The sequence below is a fragment of the Streptomyces sp. NPDC008150 genome (assembly GCF_042956945.1).
Classification (GTDB): Bacteria; Actinomycetota; Actinomycetes; order Streptomycetales; family Streptomycetaceae; genus Streptomyces.
Genome location: NZ_JBIBHJ010000007.1, coordinates 30,147 through 46,886, shown reverse-complemented (window position 1 = coordinate 46,886; position 16,740 = coordinate 30,147). Strand labels below are relative to the sequence as shown.

Annotated in this window: 17 protein-coding genes; 4 read left to right on the top strand and 13 right to left on the bottom strand. The window is 74.3% G+C overall.

What is annotated here, in order from left to right:
- Positions 1-422 precede the first annotated feature (422 nt).
- Positions 423-1,451 carry a phosphatase PAP2 family protein gene (locus ACFZA0_RS18665; RefSeq protein ID WP_391017746.1) on the top strand — a complete coding sequence of 343 codons (1,029 nt, stop codon included), beginning with the start codon at positions 423-425 and terminating at the stop codon, positions 1,449-1,451.
- A gap of 142 nt (positions 1,452-1,593) precedes the next feature.
- Here ACFZA0_RS18665 and ACFZA0_RS18660 read toward each other — a convergent pair whose 3' ends face one another.
- From ACFZA0_RS18660 to ACFZA0_RS18650, 3 genes are all read right to left on the bottom strand, one after another.
- Entirely contained in the window at positions 1,594-1,809 is a 216-nt protein-coding gene (locus ACFZA0_RS18660; RefSeq protein ID WP_391017743.1) for an I78 family peptidase inhibitor, read from the bottom strand.
- 373 nt (positions 1,810-2,182) lie between these two features.
- Positions 2,183-3,169 (bottom strand): WYL domain-containing protein, encoded by a 987-nt coding sequence (locus ACFZA0_RS18655; RefSeq protein WP_391017740.1) that lies wholly within the window; start codon positions 3,167-3,169, stop codon positions 2,183-2,185.
- Between the two features lie 94 nt (positions 3,170-3,263).
- Positions 3,264-4,244, bottom strand: a complete 981-nt coding sequence (locus ACFZA0_RS18650) for a transglycosylase family protein (protein WP_391017738.1) — start codon at positions 4,242-4,244, stop codon at positions 3,264-3,266.
- A 396-nt stretch (positions 4,245-4,640) separates the two neighbouring features.
- On the opposite strand from ACFZA0_RS18650, the gene ACFZA0_RS18645 reads away from it, so the two are divergent.
- Together ACFZA0_RS18645 and ACFZA0_RS18640 are read left to right on the top strand one after the other, a co-directional pair.
- Positions 4,641-5,429 (top strand): hypothetical protein, encoded by a 789-nt coding sequence (locus ACFZA0_RS18645; protein WP_391017735.1) that lies wholly within the window; start codon positions 4,641-4,643, stop codon positions 5,427-5,429.
- A gap of 224 nt (positions 5,430-5,653) precedes the next feature.
- Positions 5,654-6,136: a hypothetical protein gene (locus ACFZA0_RS18640; protein WP_391017733.1), complete on the top strand. Its 483-nt coding sequence runs from the start codon at positions 5,654-5,656 to the stop codon at positions 6,134-6,136.
- Between the two features lie 89 nt (positions 6,137-6,225).
- Here ACFZA0_RS18640 and der read toward each other — a convergent pair whose 3' ends face one another.
- The 5 genes from der to aroH form a co-directional block, all read right to left on the bottom strand.
- On the bottom strand, positions 6,226-7,707 hold the full coding sequence (der, locus tag ACFZA0_RS18635) for a ribosome biogenesis GTPase Der (protein WP_391017730.1): 1,482 nt from the start codon (positions 7,705-7,707) through the stop codon (positions 6,226-6,228).
- Positions 7,708-7,781: 74 nt separating this feature from the next.
- A complete protein-coding gene (locus ACFZA0_RS18630) occupies positions 7,782-8,429 on the bottom strand; it encodes a 1-acyl-sn-glycerol-3-phosphate acyltransferase (protein ID WP_391017727.1) in 648 nt (215 codons plus the stop codon).
- Positions 8,426-9,121: a (d)CMP kinase gene (gene cmk / locus ACFZA0_RS18625; protein WP_391017725.1), complete on the bottom strand. Its 696-nt coding sequence runs from the start codon at positions 9,119-9,121 to the stop codon at positions 8,426-8,428. Before cmk ends, ACFZA0_RS18630 begins: the two co-directional genes overlap by 4 nt.
- Positions 9,122-9,260: 139 nt before the next feature.
- Complete coding sequence (locus ACFZA0_RS18620) at positions 9,261-10,346, bottom strand: prephenate dehydrogenase (RefSeq protein ID WP_391017722.1); 1,086 nt, start codon at positions 10,344-10,346, stop codon at positions 9,261-9,263.
- A complete protein-coding gene (gene aroH / locus ACFZA0_RS18615) occupies positions 10,343-10,705 on the bottom strand; it encodes a chorismate mutase (protein ID WP_391017719.1) in 363 nt (120 codons plus the stop codon). The genes ACFZA0_RS18620 and aroH overlap by 4 nt, the downstream gene beginning before the upstream one ends.
- A 192-nt stretch (positions 10,706-10,897) precedes the next feature.
- On the opposite strand from aroH, the gene ACFZA0_RS18610 reads away from it, so the two are divergent.
- Positions 10,898-11,587 (top strand): DNA polymerase beta superfamily protein, encoded by a 690-nt coding sequence (locus ACFZA0_RS18610; protein WP_391017717.1) that lies wholly within the window; start codon positions 10,898-10,900, stop codon positions 11,585-11,587.
- Positions 11,588-11,634: 47 nt separating this feature from the next.
- Here the strand turns inward: ACFZA0_RS18610 and ACFZA0_RS18605 are convergent, their stop codons facing one another.
- From ACFZA0_RS18605 to ACFZA0_RS18585, 5 genes are all read right to left on the bottom strand, one after another.
- Positions 11,635-12,678 carry an ADP-ribosylglycohydrolase family protein gene (locus ACFZA0_RS18605; RefSeq protein WP_391017714.1) on the bottom strand — a complete coding sequence of 348 codons (1,044 nt, stop codon included), beginning with the start codon at positions 12,676-12,678 and terminating at the stop codon, positions 11,635-11,637.
- The gene (locus tag ACFZA0_RS18600) at positions 12,675-13,448 is read right to left on the bottom strand and encodes an NUDIX domain-containing protein (protein WP_391017711.1); all 774 of its coding nucleotides are present in this window, start codon (positions 13,446-13,448) and stop codon (positions 12,675-12,677) included. The genes ACFZA0_RS18605 and ACFZA0_RS18600 overlap by 4 nt, the downstream gene beginning before the upstream one ends.
- Positions 13,449-13,736: 288 nt before the next feature.
- Positions 13,737-14,810, bottom strand: coding sequence for a pseudouridine synthase (locus ACFZA0_RS18595; protein ID WP_391017708.1), 1,074 nt, complete (start codon positions 14,808-14,810; stop codon positions 13,737-13,739).
- Positions 14,810-15,508, bottom strand: coding sequence for an SMC-Scp complex subunit ScpB (gene scpB / locus ACFZA0_RS18590; RefSeq protein ID WP_391017706.1), 699 nt, complete (start codon positions 15,506-15,508; stop codon positions 14,810-14,812). The genes ACFZA0_RS18595 and scpB overlap by 1 nt, the downstream gene beginning before the upstream one ends.
- Complete coding sequence (locus ACFZA0_RS18585; protein WP_391017703.1) at positions 15,505-16,728, bottom strand: segregation/condensation protein A; 1,224 nt, start codon at positions 16,726-16,728, stop codon at positions 15,505-15,507. Before ACFZA0_RS18585 ends, scpB begins: the two co-directional genes overlap by 4 nt.
- Between the last annotated feature and the right edge of the window lie 12 nt (positions 16,729-16,740).

The following is a 16,740-nucleotide window of genomic DNA, read 5'->3' as shown; positions in this document are numbered from 1 at the left end:
CCGGCTCGCGCAGCCGGTGGCGAGTGGCCGTCACAGTACGCGAGCACGGCCCGCGGACACGTGGCGCACCTCTCACACGCACGGGGCTACCCGTGTGGCGTACAGCACGGCCGGGCGGCGTCCGCGCGGGCCGGGCGCGCACGGCGTCCGGCGGGGCGGCTCCGGGGCGTCCGGCGGATCCGGCGCGCCCGAGCGTGCTCCGCGGGTTCGGGGAATTCCGACCCACGATTCGATGAACGAAATCAAAAGCGCCATTAAACAGCCTCTTGAAATGATCAAGTGAATTAGCGGAACAAGGCCGGTGACCGCACGGGAATCCATGGAAATGAGGGCACATCCTGAGAGGAATCCCACATCACATCGTCATCACAAACGCGCTGAATCGACGGAGAACAGAGCTCACTCGCTGTAACGTCGATTGGGTGCGTACCGAACGAAAGCTCACCCGTCTGGACCGGGTGTTCGCCAGACTCGACCGGGAACCGGAACGGCCGGGCAACCTCAGCGTGCCGGTGATGAGCCGTCACCGCGTCGCCCTGGTCGCCGGCACCCTGGCGTTCTACCTGGCGATCGTGTGGGCCGTGGTCACCACCTCGTGGCTGGTCCGCCTCGACTGGCAGGTCATGTTCTTCCGGCCGTACCAGCAGTGGCCGCAGGTCCACGCGTTCCTCGACTACTACGTCGTCCTGGGCCAGCGCGGTCCGACGGCCGTGATGGTCGCCGCCTGGCTGGGCTGGCGCTCCTGGCGGCAGCACACCCTGCGCCCGCTGCTGATGCTCGCCACCTCGCTGCTGCTGCTCAACGTCACCGTGGGTGCCGCGAAGCTCGGCATGGGGCGTCTCGGTCCGCACTACGCGACCGTGATCGGCTCGAACGAGATGGGTCTCGGCGGCGATATATTTCCCAGCGGCCACACCGCCAACGCCGTGGTGACCTGGGGAATCCTGGCCTATCTGGCCTCCACCCCGAGAGCGCGCCGCTGGCTGTCCTCGGTCTCCGCGGTGACCTCGCTCGGGGTCGGACTCACGACCGTCTACCTCGGTACGCACTGGCTGAGCGACGTCGTGCTGGGCTGGGTCGCGGGGCTGCTGATCCTGCTGGCGCTGCCCTGGTTCGAGCCGCTGGTGGCACGGGCCGAGACCTGGATCCTCGCCGCGCGCGACCGCCTGCGCGACCGTCTGCGCGACCGCCGGCGGCCGGCACCCGGACCGCTCGCCCCGGTGGGCCCGCCCGTCCTGGCCCATCCGCAGGGCACCACGTCGGACGAGGTGCCCGCCCGCGAGGCGGTCGCCCCGTCCGCGCACGGCCCCCGGGCGACGGCACCCGCGTACCTCGCGCCGGGCCCGCACACCACCCGCTCGGAACGCACCCCGGTCACGCCGGCGGGCAGCAGGAGGCCCCCGCAGCCGGAGCGCCTGCCGCGCGGCACGACCTCGGCGGCCCGTCCCTGACGGAAGGACGCCGGGACCGCGGGACAGTACGGCGCGTACGGCGTCCCGCGCGACGAAGGCCCCGGAGGCGGGGCGCACCCTCACGGGGCGCTCCGTTCTCCGGGGCCTTCGTCGTGCCCGGGTGTCCCGCGGCCGGGGCCGGTCAGCCCTTCCAGGCGCGGGCCACCACGCCCTCCTTGACCTCGAAGTTGAGCCGGCCCACGCGGTACTCCATGGTGACGACGGTGCCCGGGGCCAGCGACCGGACGGTCGACCAGCCGCGTTCCCGGGCGCGGCTCTCGGCCGCCTTCGCCTCCAGACCGACGTAGGTCTCCAGGCTGTCCTTGGGCTCTGCCGGGGGTGTCGGAATCGGTGCCATACCGCCACGCTAGGCCCTGCCGGGCGGTCGCGGAAGCCGGGGCGGAACCGCGGCGGACACCCCGCGTCACCATCGCGCACCGATCCGCTTGTCACACTTCTGTCACAGGGCGCGGACATGTTTCGACGCGGGCCCGTCACACGAACGGGCGGCTGCCCGACGACTTTCTCACGGGCTCCGGCGGTAATTCACCCGGACGGTCCCGAACCTGTGAATAGGCCGCCGGAAACTTCCCGCCGGGCGCCCGCGGGGCCGCTTATTTTTCGATTACTTTCACGGCACCGCAACCTGTTCCGCGTACCCCGGGACGGCCGTCGCACGCACAGGAATTTCACGACTTGGCCACACACCCCGCCGCCCCTCCCCGCCGCCGTCAGACCCCCGCCGGCGCCTCCGCCGCCCCGGGCAGCGCCCGTCCCAGCCGCGCGTGGAGCGCCGCCATCGCCTCCGTCAGGGCGGCCGGCTCCAGCACCTCGAACTCGAAGCCGGTCATGAGCACGTGCACCGCCAGCAGATCGAGGTTGGCCGCACCGGTGCGCAGCACGCAACTGTTCGCCGTCTCCTCCTCCAGCGTTCCGTCCAGGGGCGTGATCCGCTCGGCCGCCTCCGCGAGCGGGACCCGCAGCCGTACCGCCGCCCGTGCCGCGTACGCGCGCGTGGAGACGCCCCGGGAGACGTACGCGGCGAGGTCGCCGGCCGGTGGCGGGCGGGGGGTGAACCGGGGGCCGTGCGGCGGGCGGGGCACGATCCGGTCCGCGCGGAAGGTGCGCCAGTCCTCGCGGTCCAGGTCCCACGCGACGAGGTACCAGCGCCGCTCGGTGCACACCAGGCGGTGCGGTTCGACGCTGCGCCGGGTCGGGGAGCCGTCGTGCCCGCGGTACTCGAACCGCAGCCGTTCCGCGTCGCGGCACAGGTGGGCGAGTTCGGTGAGCACGGCGGGGTCGACGACGGAGGCTCCCGGGCCGCGCAGTATCGGCACCGTGTACGCGTTGAGGGCGCCCACCCGGCCGCGCAGCCGGTCCGGCAGCACCTGCTCCAGCTTCGCCAGCGCGCGGACGGAGGTCTCGCCGATGCCCTCGATGCCCTGGCCGGCGGCCGTGCGCAGCCCGACGGCCACCGCGACGGCCTCGTCGTCGTCCAGCAGCAGCGGGGGCAACCGGGCGCCGGCGCCCAGTTGGTAGCCGCCCCCGGTGCCCCGGCTCGCGTTGACGGGGTAGCCCAGCTCCCGCAACCGGTCCACGTCGCGGCGCACGGTGCGGCAGCTCACGCCGAGCCGCTCGGCGAGCCCGGCGGCGGACCACTCCCGGTGCGCCTGGAGCAGCGAGAGCAGGCGCAGCAGCCGCGCGGAGGTGTCCAGCATGGCCCCGAGTCTGCCAGCGGCGGAACGGGCGCCGCGCACCCGCCCGCACGCGCGCACCGTGCCGCGTCACCGGCGCCGGAGCGGGGCCACCGCGTCACCGCACGCGCGGCCCCGCGGGTGCGGTCACGGGGAACCGCGTCCCGGGAAGGGGCGGCAGGGTGAGCGGACGCCCGGAGAGGGTCGGCAGGTCGGGCAGGGACGGCTTCCCGGACAGCGGCACGGCCCCGGACGCGTGCCCGGTGACCGGGACGAACGGCGCCCCCGCCGCGGGCTGCGCGGCCGTGGGGGACGGCCGGACGGACGGCCGCTGCGCGGACGGCGCCGCGGCGGTGGGGGCCGGCGTGGGGGCGGTGGACGAGGCCGGGGGCGACGGCACGGCCGCCGGGGACGGCTGCCGTCCCGGGGGTGTCTGCACGGGCGGTGGCGTCTGCGCGGGCGACGGCTTCAGGGTGACGGGCGGCTTGGCGACGGGCGGCAGGGTGGGGTCCCGGTCCGGCAGCCAGGAGGCGTCCACGCGGGTGTTGCGCTTGGGGATGGTGAGGAGCGAGCCGACGGTCAGGTGGTCCGGACGGGCGCCGACCGTCTTCCTGTTGGCGTCGTAGAAGGCGCGCCAGCCGCCGCGGATGCGGTACTCGCGGGCGAGCGAGGAGAGGGTGTCGCCGCTGCGCACGGTGTGCATGCGGCCCTTGAGGTGGAACTTCCTGGAGCACACGGGCCAGGCGCGCCAGCCCTGGACGGTCAGCACCTTGCGCGCGACCGTGATCTGTTCGTTCCGGGTGGCGAGGTCCGCGCGCCGCGCGTACGCGAGCCCGCCGAACTCCTTCCAGGTGGAGTGCCGGAACTGAAGCCCTCCGTAGAAGCCGTTGCCGGTGTTCGTGTGCCAGCGCCCGCTGCTCTCGCACTGGGCGATGCAGCCCCAGGGCCAGCCGTCGCGACCGCAGACGGAGGCCCCGGACAGCTGCTGGGACCGAGGGGCTTCGGCGGCCCGTGGCAGGGATGCCGCGTGCGCCGTGGCGGGGATCAGGGCGGCGAGCAGCGCCGCGGCGGGGGCGAGCTTGATCGGCGTGCGGTACATCGGGTCACGCTAAGCAGCTTGTCGCACATATTCGGCGCGGCACGTCCGGCCCCGGCGAGGCCCCACCCGGTCGGCGCACCGGACGCGCGGGCGCTCGCGCACGGCGAGCGTCCGCGCGGGGAAGTGCGGGGCGCGCGGCGGGAAGAGAGTGGCCGTCAGCTGCCGCCCGCCCCAGGTCGCCCTCAACTCGGCCGCCCGCCGGGCAAGTTGATCAAGAACGCGGGGCGGTGCGCGGGGCGGGGCCGCCGCGCCGGACCGGTCCGATTCGGTCCGGCTCCGGGCGTGACCCCCGCCGCGCCTCCTCCGTTGACACTTCATGACCCCGGAACCCCTCCGGGGCTCACGGGCCGGGAGCCACCCGGCCTCCCGACGCACCCCATCCCGAGGGAGCCCCCCGTGCCGCGCATGCTCGATGTCAGCGATGCCGTCCGCGCCGAGATCGGCGACGAAGAAGCCGACCGGCTGCTCGCCGGAGACAACGCACCGGGCAGTTACGACTGCACGTCCTGCCGCACCCAGGGCGACTCCGAGCAGGAGCGCACCAGCACCGTGCTGTTCATCGGCGACGAGACCGCCGTCCTCGCCTTCGCCCACGCCGGGTGCCTGCCCTCGCAGGTCGTGCAGGTGACGGAGGAGCAGTTGCAGGGCGCCGTGCGCTCGATCAGCGCCGACGCCCCCGGCACCACCGCCCTCCCGGAGAACGGCGCGCCCGAGCAGGCCGTGCTCGGTGTCACCAGCGGACTCGTGCTGATCAACGGGGAGTTGCACCCGGCGCTGGTGGTCGAGCCGACCGCGCCCGTGGTGCGTCCCGGCTCCACCGGCACGGGCGACGACTTCCTGCAGCTGCTGGTCGAGCAGGGCTTCGCGCCCGTGCCCGAACTGGCCGCCGTACCCGCGGTGTTGCACGGCTGGTCCGTGCTGCTGGCCGCCGGGCAGCTGCACGCGGTGCTCCAGCCGGGCGCCGAGGGCGGTTCGCCGGTGGCCTGGTGGCAGGCGCACCAGCCGCTCCAGGTCACCGACAGCTGGCGCGCCGCGGCCAACAAGCACCAGCAGGTACTGCTGTTCGCGGCCCCGGTGGGCTCCATCGGCCGGCAGCCCCGCGAGGACGTGCTGCGCGACGCGCTGAACCGCGCCGCGTCCGGCGGCCGGCTCGTCGCCGCCACCCTGCCGCTCGCCGGCCTCTGAGCGGCGCGGCGGTCCGGCGGCCTCCCCCGGGCGGCCGGTCCGGCGGCGCGTTCCCCGTGTACGCCTCGCGCGGCGGGTGTCCCCGAAAGCGGGGGGCACCCGCCGCGCGGCTGTCCGGCGGGGGCGCGGGACAGCCGCGGCACACTCCCCCGCACACTCCCGGTGACCTGCGAAATCGCCGTCCCGGCCCGCATCCCCGGAGCAGCGGTGTCGTTTGGACATACGTGCACAGCTACGACGTTCCCCGACGCCAGTCCCTCGCTCCGATCCCGGCCGCGCGGCCCGGGCGGGACCCCCGGCACGTGCCCTCGGCCACCCCGATCTACGACGCGCTCTACGCGGAGTACGTGCGGTCCTTCAGGGCCCTGCCGGGTGACCGCAGCGGTGAGGAGGAGCTGGACTTCGCGGCCTTCGGGACCGGTCCGCAGGGCATCGGCCACTACCACCCGCTCGGGTCCGGCTCGTACGGCGGCGGGCACGGCACGGGGTCGTACAGCTCCTACAGCGCGTACAGCGCGGGCGCCCACAGCGCGCGGCAGGGGCAGCCGTCGGCCTGGCAGCGGGTGGGCACCCTCGGGCAGCTCGACGGCCAGCAGAACCCGACGACCGCGTCGACCGGCGTGTGGCAGGCCGGCGGACGCCAGCACGGCACCGGCATGCACCACGTCCCGGCGCCGCTGCCGCCGGGGCCGCGCCGGGGCAACTGACGCCCCCCGAGGGCGAGTACGAGGAGGGGCGGACCCGTGACGGGTCCGCCCCTCCTCGTGTGCGGGGGCCGACCGCCCCGCCGCGAAAGCTACTTCTTCTTCGCGCCGCGCTTCTCGCGCACCCGCACCGAGATGTGGATCGGGGTGCCGGCGAAGCCGAACTCCTCGCGCAGGCGGCGCTCGATGAACCGGCGGTAGCCGGCCTCGATGAAGCCGGAGGCGAACAGCACGAACCGCGGCGGCTTGGTGCCCGCCTGGGTGCCGAACAGGATGCGCGGCTGCTTGCCGCCGCGCACGGGGTGCGGGTGGGCGGCGACGAGTTCGCCGAGGAACGCGTTGAGGCGGCCGGTCGGCACCCGGGTCTCCCAGCCCGCCAGCGCCGTCTCCAGCGCGGGAACCAGCTTCTCCATGTGCCGTCCGGTGCGCGCCGAGACGTTCACCCGGGGCGCCCACGCGACCTGGGCGAGCTCGGTCTCGATCTCGCGCTCCAGGTAGTAGCGGCGCTCCTCGTCGAGGGTGTCCCACTTGTTGTAGGCGAGGACGAGCGCGCGGCCCGCGTCCACGGCCATGGTGATGATCCGCTGGTCCTGCACGGAGATCTGCTCCGACGCGTCGACGAGGACGACGGCGACCTCCGCCTTCTCGACGGCGGCCGCGGTGCGCAGCGAGGCGTAGTAGTCGGCGCCCTGCTGGAGGTGGACGCGCTTGCGGATGCCCGCCGTGTCGACGAACTTCCAGACCACGCCGCCCAGTTCGATGAGTTCATCGACGGGGTCGCGGGTGGTGCCCGCCTCCTCGTTGACGACGACGCGCTCCTCGCCCGCGACCTTGTTCAGCATCGAGGACTTGCCGACGTTCGGACGGCCGATGAGGGCGATCCGGCGCGGGCCGCCGACTGCGGTGCCGAAGGTCTGCGCGGGGGCCTCGGGCAGCGCCTCCAGGACGGCGTCCAGCATGTCGCCGGTGCCGCGGCCGTGCAGGGCGGAGACGGGGTGCGGCTCGCCGAGGCCGAGCGCCCACAGGTACGAGGCGTCGGCCTCGCCGCTCTGGCCGTCGACCTTGTTGGCGCACAGCACCACGGGCTTGGCGGCCTTGCGCAGCAGCCGGACGACCGCCTCGTCGGTGTCGGTGGGGCCGACCTTGGCGTCGACGACGAAGACGACCGCGTCGGCGGCCTCGATCGCGTACTCGGCCTGGGCGGCGACGGACGCGTCGATGCCGAGGACGTCCTGCTCCCAGCCGCCGGTGTCGACGACCTTGAAGCGGCGGCCCGCCCACTCGGCCTCGTACGTGACGCGGTCGCGGGTGACGCCGGGCTTGTCCTCGACGACCGCCTCGCGGCGGCCGATGATCCGGTTCACCAGGGTCGACTTGCCGACGTTGGGGCGGCCGACGACGGCGAGGACGGGCAGCGGGCCGTGCCCGGCCTCCTCGATCGCGCCCTCGACGTCCTCGACGTCGAAGCCCTCCTCGGCGGCGAGCTCCATGAACGCCGTGTACTCGGCGTCGCCGAGCGCCCCGTGCTCGTGCTCGGACCCGGCCGGGCCGTCGGGCTGGATCTGGTCGTTCATGAAGTCCGTACCTCGTTGTTCATCGTGGTGATCGGTGGAGCGCCCCGTCGGGGAGATCCACTACTCAGTGTCGCCTAGCGCCCGGTCAGGCGCCTGGCGTTGTCCAGGTGGGCGGTGAGCTGCTTGCGGATGCGCTCGGTCGCCTCGTCCAGCGCGCGCCGGGTGCGCCGCCCGCTGCCGTCGCCCGCGTCGAAGGGGTCGCCGAAGACGACGTCCACGCGCGAGCGCAGCGGGGGCAGACCCTTTATCAACCGTCCGCGGTGCTCGGAACTTCCCATGACCGCGACCGGCACCACGGGGGCACCGCCGCGGACGGCGAAGTACGCGAGGCCGGCGCGCAGCGCGGCGAAGTCGCCGTCGCCGCGGGTGCCCTCGGGGAAGATGCCGAGGACGCCGCCGTCGCGGAGGACGCCCAGGGCCCGGGTGATCGCGGTGCGGTCGGCGCCGGCGCGGTCGACCTCGATCTGCCCGATGCCGTGCAGGAACGGGTCGAGCGGGCCGACGAACGCCTCCTTCTTGATCAGGAAGTGCGTCGGCCGGGGCGCGACGCCCATGACCATGGGCCCGTCGATGTTGTGGGAGTGGTTCACGGCGAGGATCACCGGGCCGGTCGCGGGGACCCGCCAGGCGCCGAGCACGCGCGGCTTCCACAGGCCGTACATGAGGCCGACGCCGATACGGCGCCCGACCTCGGCGCCCCGGACGGAGGGGGCTTCGGTCACTTCGCGGCCCGCTTCTCCTCGACGAGGGTGACGACGCACTCGACGACCTGCTGGAGCGTGAGGTCCGAGGTGTCCACCTCGACCGCGTCGTCCGCCTTGGCGAGCGGCGAGGTCTTGCGGGTGGAGTCGGCGGCGTCGCGCTGGAGCAGGGCGGTGCGGGTGGCGTTGACGTCGGCGCCCTTCAGCTCGCCGCTGCGGCGGGCGGCGCGGGCCTCCGGGGACGCGGTGAGGAAGACCTTCAGGTCGGCGTCGGGCAGCACCGTGGTGCCGATGTCGCGGCCCTCGACGACTATGCCCCGCTCGGCGGAGGCGGCCAGCGAGCGCTGCAGCTCGGTGATCCGGGCGCGCACGTCCGGCACCGCGCTGACCGCGCTGACCTTGGAGGTGACCTCGGCGGTGCGGATCGGGCCGGACACGTCGACGCCGTCGACGGTGATCGTCGGGTCGGCGGGGTCGGTGCCGGAGACGATGTCGGCCTTGCCCGCGGCGGAGGCGATCGCGGCGGGATCGCTCACGTCGATGCCGTTGTTCACCATCCACCAGGTGATCGCCCGGTACTGGGCGCCGGTGTCCAGGTAGCTCAGGCCGAGCTGTGCGGCCACGGCCTTCGACGTGCTCGACTTGCCCGTGCCGGAGGGGCCGTCGATGGCGACGATCACTGCCGGGACGGTCGGGGCGGCGCCGTTTTCCACGGAGGAGCACCTTCCTGGTGAAGGGTGTGAGTGGGTGCGGGACGCGAAGGCGTCCCGCACCAGGTTACTGGCTCCGCGCGTCCCCTCCGACGGGCCCTCTCCCCCGGCCGCCCGGCCGCGGGGCGGTGGCCCGGCGCCGTCACTGGCGCAGGGCCCAGCCCCGCTCCCGCAGCGAGGCCGTCAGCACGGGGACCGCCTTCGGCTCGACCATGAGCTGCACCAGGCCGGCCTGCTGCCCGGTGGCGTGCTCGATGCGGACGTCCTCGACGTTGACGCCGGCCATGCCCGCGTCGGCGAAGATGCGGGCGAGCTGGCCGGGCTGGTCGTCGATGAGCACCGCGACGACCTCGTACGCGCGCGGGGCGCTGCCGTGCTTGCCGGGGACGCGGACCTGGCCGGCGTTGCCGCGGCGCAGGATGTCCTCGATGCCGGCCGCGCCCTCGCGGCGCTTGTCGTCGTCGGACGACTGGAGGGCGCGCAGCGCCCGTACCGTCTCGTCGAGGTCGGTGGAGACGTCGGCGAGGAGGTCGGCGACCGGTCCCGGGTTCGCGGACAGGATGTCGATCCACATGCCGGGCTCGGAGGCGGCGATGCGGGTGACGTCGCGGATGCCCTGCCCGCACAGCCGTACGGCGCTCTCCTCGGCGTTCTGGAGCCGGGCGGCGACCATGTTCGACACGAGGTGCGGCATGTGGGAGACGAGGGCGACCGCGCGGTCGTGGGCGTCGGCCTCCATGACGACCGGGACGGCACGGCAGAAGGACACCAGTTCCAGCGCGAGGTTCAGGACCTCCGTGTCGGTGTCCCGGGCCGGGGTGAGCACCCAGGGCCGGCCCTCGAAGAGGTCGGCGGTGGCGGCCAGCGGCCCGGACTTCTCGCGGCCCGACATGGGGTGCGTGCCCAGGTAGCGGGTCAGGTCCAGGCCCAGCGACTCCAGCTCGCGGCGCGGGCCGCCCTTCACGCTGGCGACGTCGAGGTAGCCGCGCGCGAGGCCGCGCCGCATGGCGTCGGCGAGGACCGCGGCGACGTGCGCGGGCGGCGCGGCCACCAGCGCGAGGTCGACGGGACCGTCGGGGGGCGTGTCGGTGCCGGCGCCGAGGGCGGCCGCCGTGCGGGCCTGCTCGGGGTCGTGGTCGGCGAGGTGGACCTCGACACCGCGCGCGGCGAGCGCGAGGGCGGCGGAGGTGCCGATCAGGCCGGTGCCGATGACGAGTGCGGTTCTCACTGGGCGATGTCCTTGCGCAGGGCGGCGGCGGCGCCGAGGTAGACGTGCGCGACGTCCGCCCGTGCCAGGTCGGACTCGATGTGGGCGAGGATCCGCACGACCCGTGCCATCGCACCCTCGACCCGGAGTTCCTGGGCACAGATCAGCGGTACGTCGACGATGCCGAGCTTGCGGGCGGCGGCGGCCGGGAAGTCGCTGTGCAGGTCGGGGGTGGCCGTGAAGCAGATGCTGATGAGGTCGTCCGCGGCGAGGCCGTTGCGGTCGAGGATCTCGGTGAGCAGGGCGCCCACCCGCTCCTCCATGTGACCGGGGTCGTCGCGTTCCAGTTGGACGGCCCCCCGGACCGCTCGTACCGCCACGGCTCTGCTCCTCGCGCTGATGTGCTGCCGGCCCCGCGCCGACGTGCGCCGGCCGGCTCTCGTACGACCAGCCTAGTTCGGCGCTCCGGGTCCGGCGTGCGGCGCCCGTCCGCTGAGACGGCACCGGCCCCGGGCACCGGGGACGGCGAAACCCGCTACGCCCGGACCGGCTGCTCCCCTTACGCTCCCGCCATGCGCCCCGAGGATCTCGTCCGCGACCACACGGTCTACTCCTGTGTGACGGGCTCGCGCGCCTTCGGGCTGGCCACCGCGGACAGCGACACCGACCGGCGCGGGGTGTTCCTGGCACCCACCGCCCTGTTCTGGCGCTTCGAGAAGCCGCCGACGCACGTCGAGGGGCCGGGCGAGGAGCGGTTCGGCTGGGAGCTGGAGCGGTTCTGCGAGCTGGCGCTGCGCGCCAACCCCAACGTCCTGGAGTGCCTGCACTCGCCCCTGGTCGAGCACGCGGACGCGACGGGCCGCGAACTCCTCGCGCTGCGCGGGGCGTTCCTGTCCCGGCGGGCCCACACGTCGTTCACGCGGTACGCGACCGGACAGCGCCGCAAGCTGGACGCGGACGTCCGCACCCACGGGGCGCCCCGCTGGAAGCACGCGATGCACCTGCTGCGGCTGCTGGCGAGCGCGGGCGACCTGCTGCGCACGGGCACGCTGACCGTCGACGTCGGTGACCTGCGCCAGCGGCTGCTGGAGGTGAAGCGGGGCGAGGTGCCGTGGCCGGAGGTCGAGTCGTGGATGGCCCGGCTGGCGGCGCGGGCGGACGAGGCCCTCGCGACCAGCCCGCTGCCCGAGGAGCCGGACCTGCGCCGGGTGGAGGACTTCCTGGTCCGCACGCGGCGCGCGTCGGCGCTGGGGGCGGCGTAGCCGCGAGGGTGCCGGACGCGCCCCGGGCCGGGCGGGCCGGTCGTGGCTCACCTGTCCCAGAGCGCGCCGAGGGCGAGCAGCTCGGAGCGGTACTCGATGCGGTCGGCCCATGCGGCCGGCCAGACGTCGGCACCCAGGTGCGCGCCCGCGAAAGCGCCGGTGAGGCAGGCGATCGAGTCGGAGTCGCCCGAGGTGCAGGCGGCGCGGCGGAGCGCCAGGACGGGTTCGTCGACGAACATCAGGAAGCACAACAGGCTTGTCGCCAGGGCCTCTTCGGCTGTCCAGCCCTCCCCCGCCGCCAGGCACGGGTCGGCCTCCGGGTCCGGGGCGCGCAGGGCGGCCTCGACGCGGTCGAGGACCGCGAGGCATTCGTCCCAGCCCCGGGCGGCGAAGTGCTCGGGGTGCGGATCCTGCGAGCGCGTCCACAGGTCGCCGAGCCACCGGTGGGGGTACTGGGTGCGGTGCTCCAGGGCGTAGGAACGCAACAGGCCGACGAGGGAGGCCGGTCGCGCACCCTGCGCGAGCAGGCGTACGGCGTGGGCGGTGAGGTCGGAGGCGGCGAGCGCCGTGGGGTGCCCGTGCGTGAGCGCGGACTGCAACTGGGCGGCGCCGGACCGCTGTTCGTCGGTGAGCCCGGGGACGAGGCCGACCGGCGCGACCCGCATGTTGGCGCCGCAGCCCTTGGAGCCGACCTGGCTGGCGTCCTGCCACGCCCGCCCCTCGGTCTTCAGCAGGTTGCAGGCGACCATGCAGGTGCGGCCCGGGGCGCGGTTGTTCTCGGGCGACTGGTACCAGTCGACGAACTCCTCGCGCACCGGCCGCTGCATGCGAAGGGGGCCGAGCGTGCCGCGCTCCGCCGCGGTGCGCAGACCGCGGCCGAGGGCCAGTGTCATCTGGGTGTCGTCGGTGACGATCGCGGGCCGGGGCAGCTCCATCTCGCGCCAGGGCCCGCACTTGGCGAGGATCGCGGGCACGTCGTTGAACTCGGTGGGGAACCCGAGGGCGTCGCCGAGCGCGAGCCCGACGAGCGCCCCGGTGGCGGCGCGCCTGGTGGACGAACCGGCTTCGGTGCGGGCGGAGTTGGCGGTCACGCGGAGTGTCCTTCCCGAGGTGGGGGGCCGGGCGGGGACGCGACCGGCCGGAGCAGCGGCGGATGCAGGGCGGCGGCGGGCCCGGCGCGGTAGAGCGCGGCGGGCTTGCCCCGGCCGCCGGTGAGCCGGGCCGCGCCGGCGGCCGGTGTCACGAAACCGGGCACGGCGAGCACCTTGCGGCGGAAGTTGGGGCGGTCGAGCGCGGTGCCCCACACCGTCTCGTAGACCTGCTGAAGCTCGCCGAGGGTGAATTCCGGCGGGCAGAACGCCGTTGCCAGGCTGGTGCGTTCGAGCCCGGCGCCGACGTGTGCGTGGGCGTCCGCGAGGATCCGGTCGTGGTCGAAGGCGAGCGGCCCGGCGGCCCGGTACGGCAGCCAGCGCGCCTGTGCGGCGTCGCCGCCGCCGTGCGGCTCGGGGGCGTCGGGCAGCAGCGCGGCGAACGCGACGGAGACGACCCGCATCCGGGGGTCGCGGTCCGGTTCGCTGTAGGTGCGGAACTGTTCGAGGTGCAGCCCGGAGACGTCCGACAGGCCTGTTTCCTCGGCCAGTTCGCGCCGGGCCGCCGTCTCGGCGGACTCGTCGGGCAGCACGAAACCGCCGGGCAGCGCCCAGTGGCCGGCGTAGGGCTCCTGCGCCCGCTCGACGAGCAGGGCGTGCAGCACGCCCGCGCGCAGGGTGAGGACGGCGAGGTCGACGGTGACGGCGAAGGGTTCGAAGGCGTGCTTGTCGTAGCCCTCGGGCGCCGTGCCGCCCCCCGCGCGTGCGTCCATGCCGCACCCCCGATCCCCTTAATAGTCAGATCGACTATAAAGAGGGTCCCGTGTTCCGCACAACCCCCGGGGCCCCCGCGTCCCGCACGAACCCGTTCCGCCTCCCGGCCGCCCCGGAACCGGCCGCGGGGATCGGCGCGGCTCCAGCGGCCCTCCAGGGCCCGCGGGGACCCTCACCGGCGGGGCGGGCACCCCGGAATGCGCGTGCGGGCCGGCCCGGGAGATCCCGGACCGGCCCGCACGCGTACGCGTGGAAGCGCGAGGAGGCGCGAGACACGCGCCGGACGGCTACAGGTCGACCTCGTTCATGAGCATCCCGACCTCGGTGTTCGACAGCCGGCGCAGCCAGCCGGACTTCTGGTCGCCCAGCGTGATCGGTCCGAACGAGGTGCGCACGAGCTTGTCGACCGGGAACCCGGCCTCCGCGAGCATGCGGCGCACGATGTGCTTGCGGCCCTCGTGCAGGGTCACCTCGACCAGGTAGTTCTTGCCGGTCTGCTCGACGACCCGGAAGTGGTCCGCACGCGCGTACCCGTCCTCCAGCTGGATGCCGTCCTTGAGGCGCTTGCCCAGGTCGCGCGGGATCGGGCCCACGATGTGCGCGAGGTAGGTCTTCTTCACGCCGTACTTGGGGTGCGTCAGCCGGTGCGCCAGCTCGCCGTGGTTGGTGAGCAGGATGACACCCTCGGTCTCGGTGTCGAGCCGCCCCACGTGGAAGAGACGCGTCTCACGGTTGGTGACGTAGTGGCCCAGGCACTGGCGCCCCTCGGGGTCCTCCATGGTGGAGACCACACCGGCGGGCTTGTTCAGCGAGAAGAACTGGTACGTCTGCGTGGCGACGGTCAGCCCGTCGACCTTGACCTCGTCGTGCTCGGGGTCGACACGGCGGCCCTGCTCCAGCACGATCTCGCCGTTGATCTCGACGCGCGCCTGCTCGATCAGCTCCTCGCAGGCACGCCGGGAGCCGTAGCCGGCCCGCGCGAGCACCTTCTGGAGCCGCTCGCCCTCCTGCTCGGCGCCCGGGAAGGTCTTGGGCAGCTTGACGTCCTTCTTGCCCGCGTACCGCTCCCGGTTGCGCTCCTCGGCGCGCACGTCGTACTCGCGCGAGGTCGAGGGCACCGACCGGCCGCGCGCGTTCTGCTGGGACTGCCTGGGGCCGCCCTTCGCGCCGCCGCGCGCCGAGGCGCCGCGCCCGGACTTGGGACCCTCCTGAGTGGCGCCGGGGCCCACGTCGTAGCGGCGCTCCTCGGGGCGGGGCCGGCGGGGGCGGCCCTGCCCCTGCTGGTCCTTGCTGTTGCCGGCGCCGCGCTGGTTGCCGCGCCCGCCGCCGCTCTTGCCGTTGTCGCTGCCGCTGCTTCGCATCAAAGTTCCGTCTGGTCGTCTGCGTCGTTGGTACCCGGGTGGACCGGGGTGCCGGCCGCATCGTCAGGCGCGTCCGGATCGAACGACGGCACCGCTTCCTGGGTCTCGGCCTCGATCGCCTCCGCCTCGGGGAGGAAGGGCGCGAGTTCCGGGAGCTCGTCCAGACCGCGCAGGCCCATCCGCTCCAGAAAGTAGTTCGTCGTCCTGTACAGGATCGCACCTGTTTCGGGTTCCGCGCCCGCCTCCTCGACCAGACCCCGCTGAAGCAGGGTCCGCATCACGCCGTCGCAGTTCACGCCGCGCACCGCGGAGACCCGGGATCGGCTGACCGGCTGCCGGTACGCGACGACCGCCAGGGTCTCCAGCGCGGCCTGCGTCAGCCGGGCCTGCTGGCCGTCCAGGACGAAGCCCTCGACGGCCGCCGCGTACTCGGGCCGGCTGTAGAAGCGCCAGCCGCCGGCCACGAGCCGCAGCTCGAAACCCCTGCCCTGGACGGTGTACTCGTCGGCCAGCGCGCGCAGCGCGTCCGCGACCTGGCGGCGGGGCCGCTGGAGGATCTTCGCGAGGTGCTCCTCGGTCGCGGGCTCGTCCACGACCATCAGGACGGCCTCCAGCGCGGGCCCCAGGTCGAGGGCGGAGACGTCGCGCGAACCGGCGGGCCCGGCGTCCGCGCCCGGTGTCGTCGTCTCGTCGCTCACGTGTTCTCCCGTTTCTCCGGTTCCCTGTCCGCCTTCCCGCCCTGCCGCCCCGGTTCCGGCGGCTCGGGCGGCCGGTCGAACTCGTCCGTCACCGCCGGGGTCACGTCGTCGTCCCCGCCGGTCCAGCGCACCAGCAGTTCGCCGAGGGCGTCCTCCTGGTCCAGGGCCACGGCCTTCTCCCGGTACAGCTCCAGCAGGGCGAGGAACCGGGCGACCACGGTGAGGGTGTCCTCGGTGTCCGCCACGAGTGCCTGGAAGCTGGCCTCGCCCAGCTCCCGCAGCCGGGCCACCACGAACCCGGCCTGTTCCTGCACGCTGACCAGCGGCGCGTGGATGTGGTCGACGTACACCTGCGGTTTCGGCCGGGGCTGCATCGCCTTGACCGCGAGCCGTGCGAACCCCTCCGCGCCGATGCTGATGACCACCTCGGGCAGCAGCTCGGCGTGGTGCGCCTCCAGCCCGACGGTTCGGGGGTAGCGGCGGCTCTCGGTCTCCAGGCGGTCCTGGAGGATGTCGGCGATGCGCTTGTACGCGCGGTACTGGAGCAGCCGCGCGAAGAGCAGGTCGCGGGCCTCCAGGAGGGCGAGGTCGGCCTCGTCCTCGATCTGGGCGGCGGGCAGCAGCCTGGCCGCCTTGAGGTCGAGCAGCGTGGCCGCGACCACCAGGAACTCGGTCGTCCGGTCCAGGTCCCAGTCCGGACCCATGGCCCTGATGTACGCCATGAACTCGTCGGTGACCCGGGACAGCGCGACCTCGGTGACGTCGAGCTTGTGCTTGGAGATGAGCTGGAGGAGCAGGTCGAAGGGGCCCTCGAAGTTCACGAGCCGGACCTTGAAGACACCGTCGTCGTCCGCACCGGGCGCGGACTCGTCACCGGCGGATACGGCCTCGTCACCGGCTCGTACGACCTCGTCACCGGCCGGTACGGCCTCGGCGGGCGCCACGGCCTCGGCGGCGGATGCCTCCGGTTCGTCGGGGGGCGCCGCGGGATCGCCCGCGGGCGGTGCGGGTTCGTCGGCGGGCGGCGGCTCGACCGCGGAGGCCGGGGCGACCGGCTCGACCGGGTCCGGCGCCGGGTGATCGCCCGGAGGGACGGGTGCGACGGGAGCGGTGGCCTCCGGCGGCCCCGCCGCCCCCGCACGCGGTCCCCTGCCGAGCGCGCGCCTGCGGCCGGCCGGGCCGGGGGCAGGGTGGGGGGTGGGGACGTCGTTCGAGGTCATGACCGTCGCAGG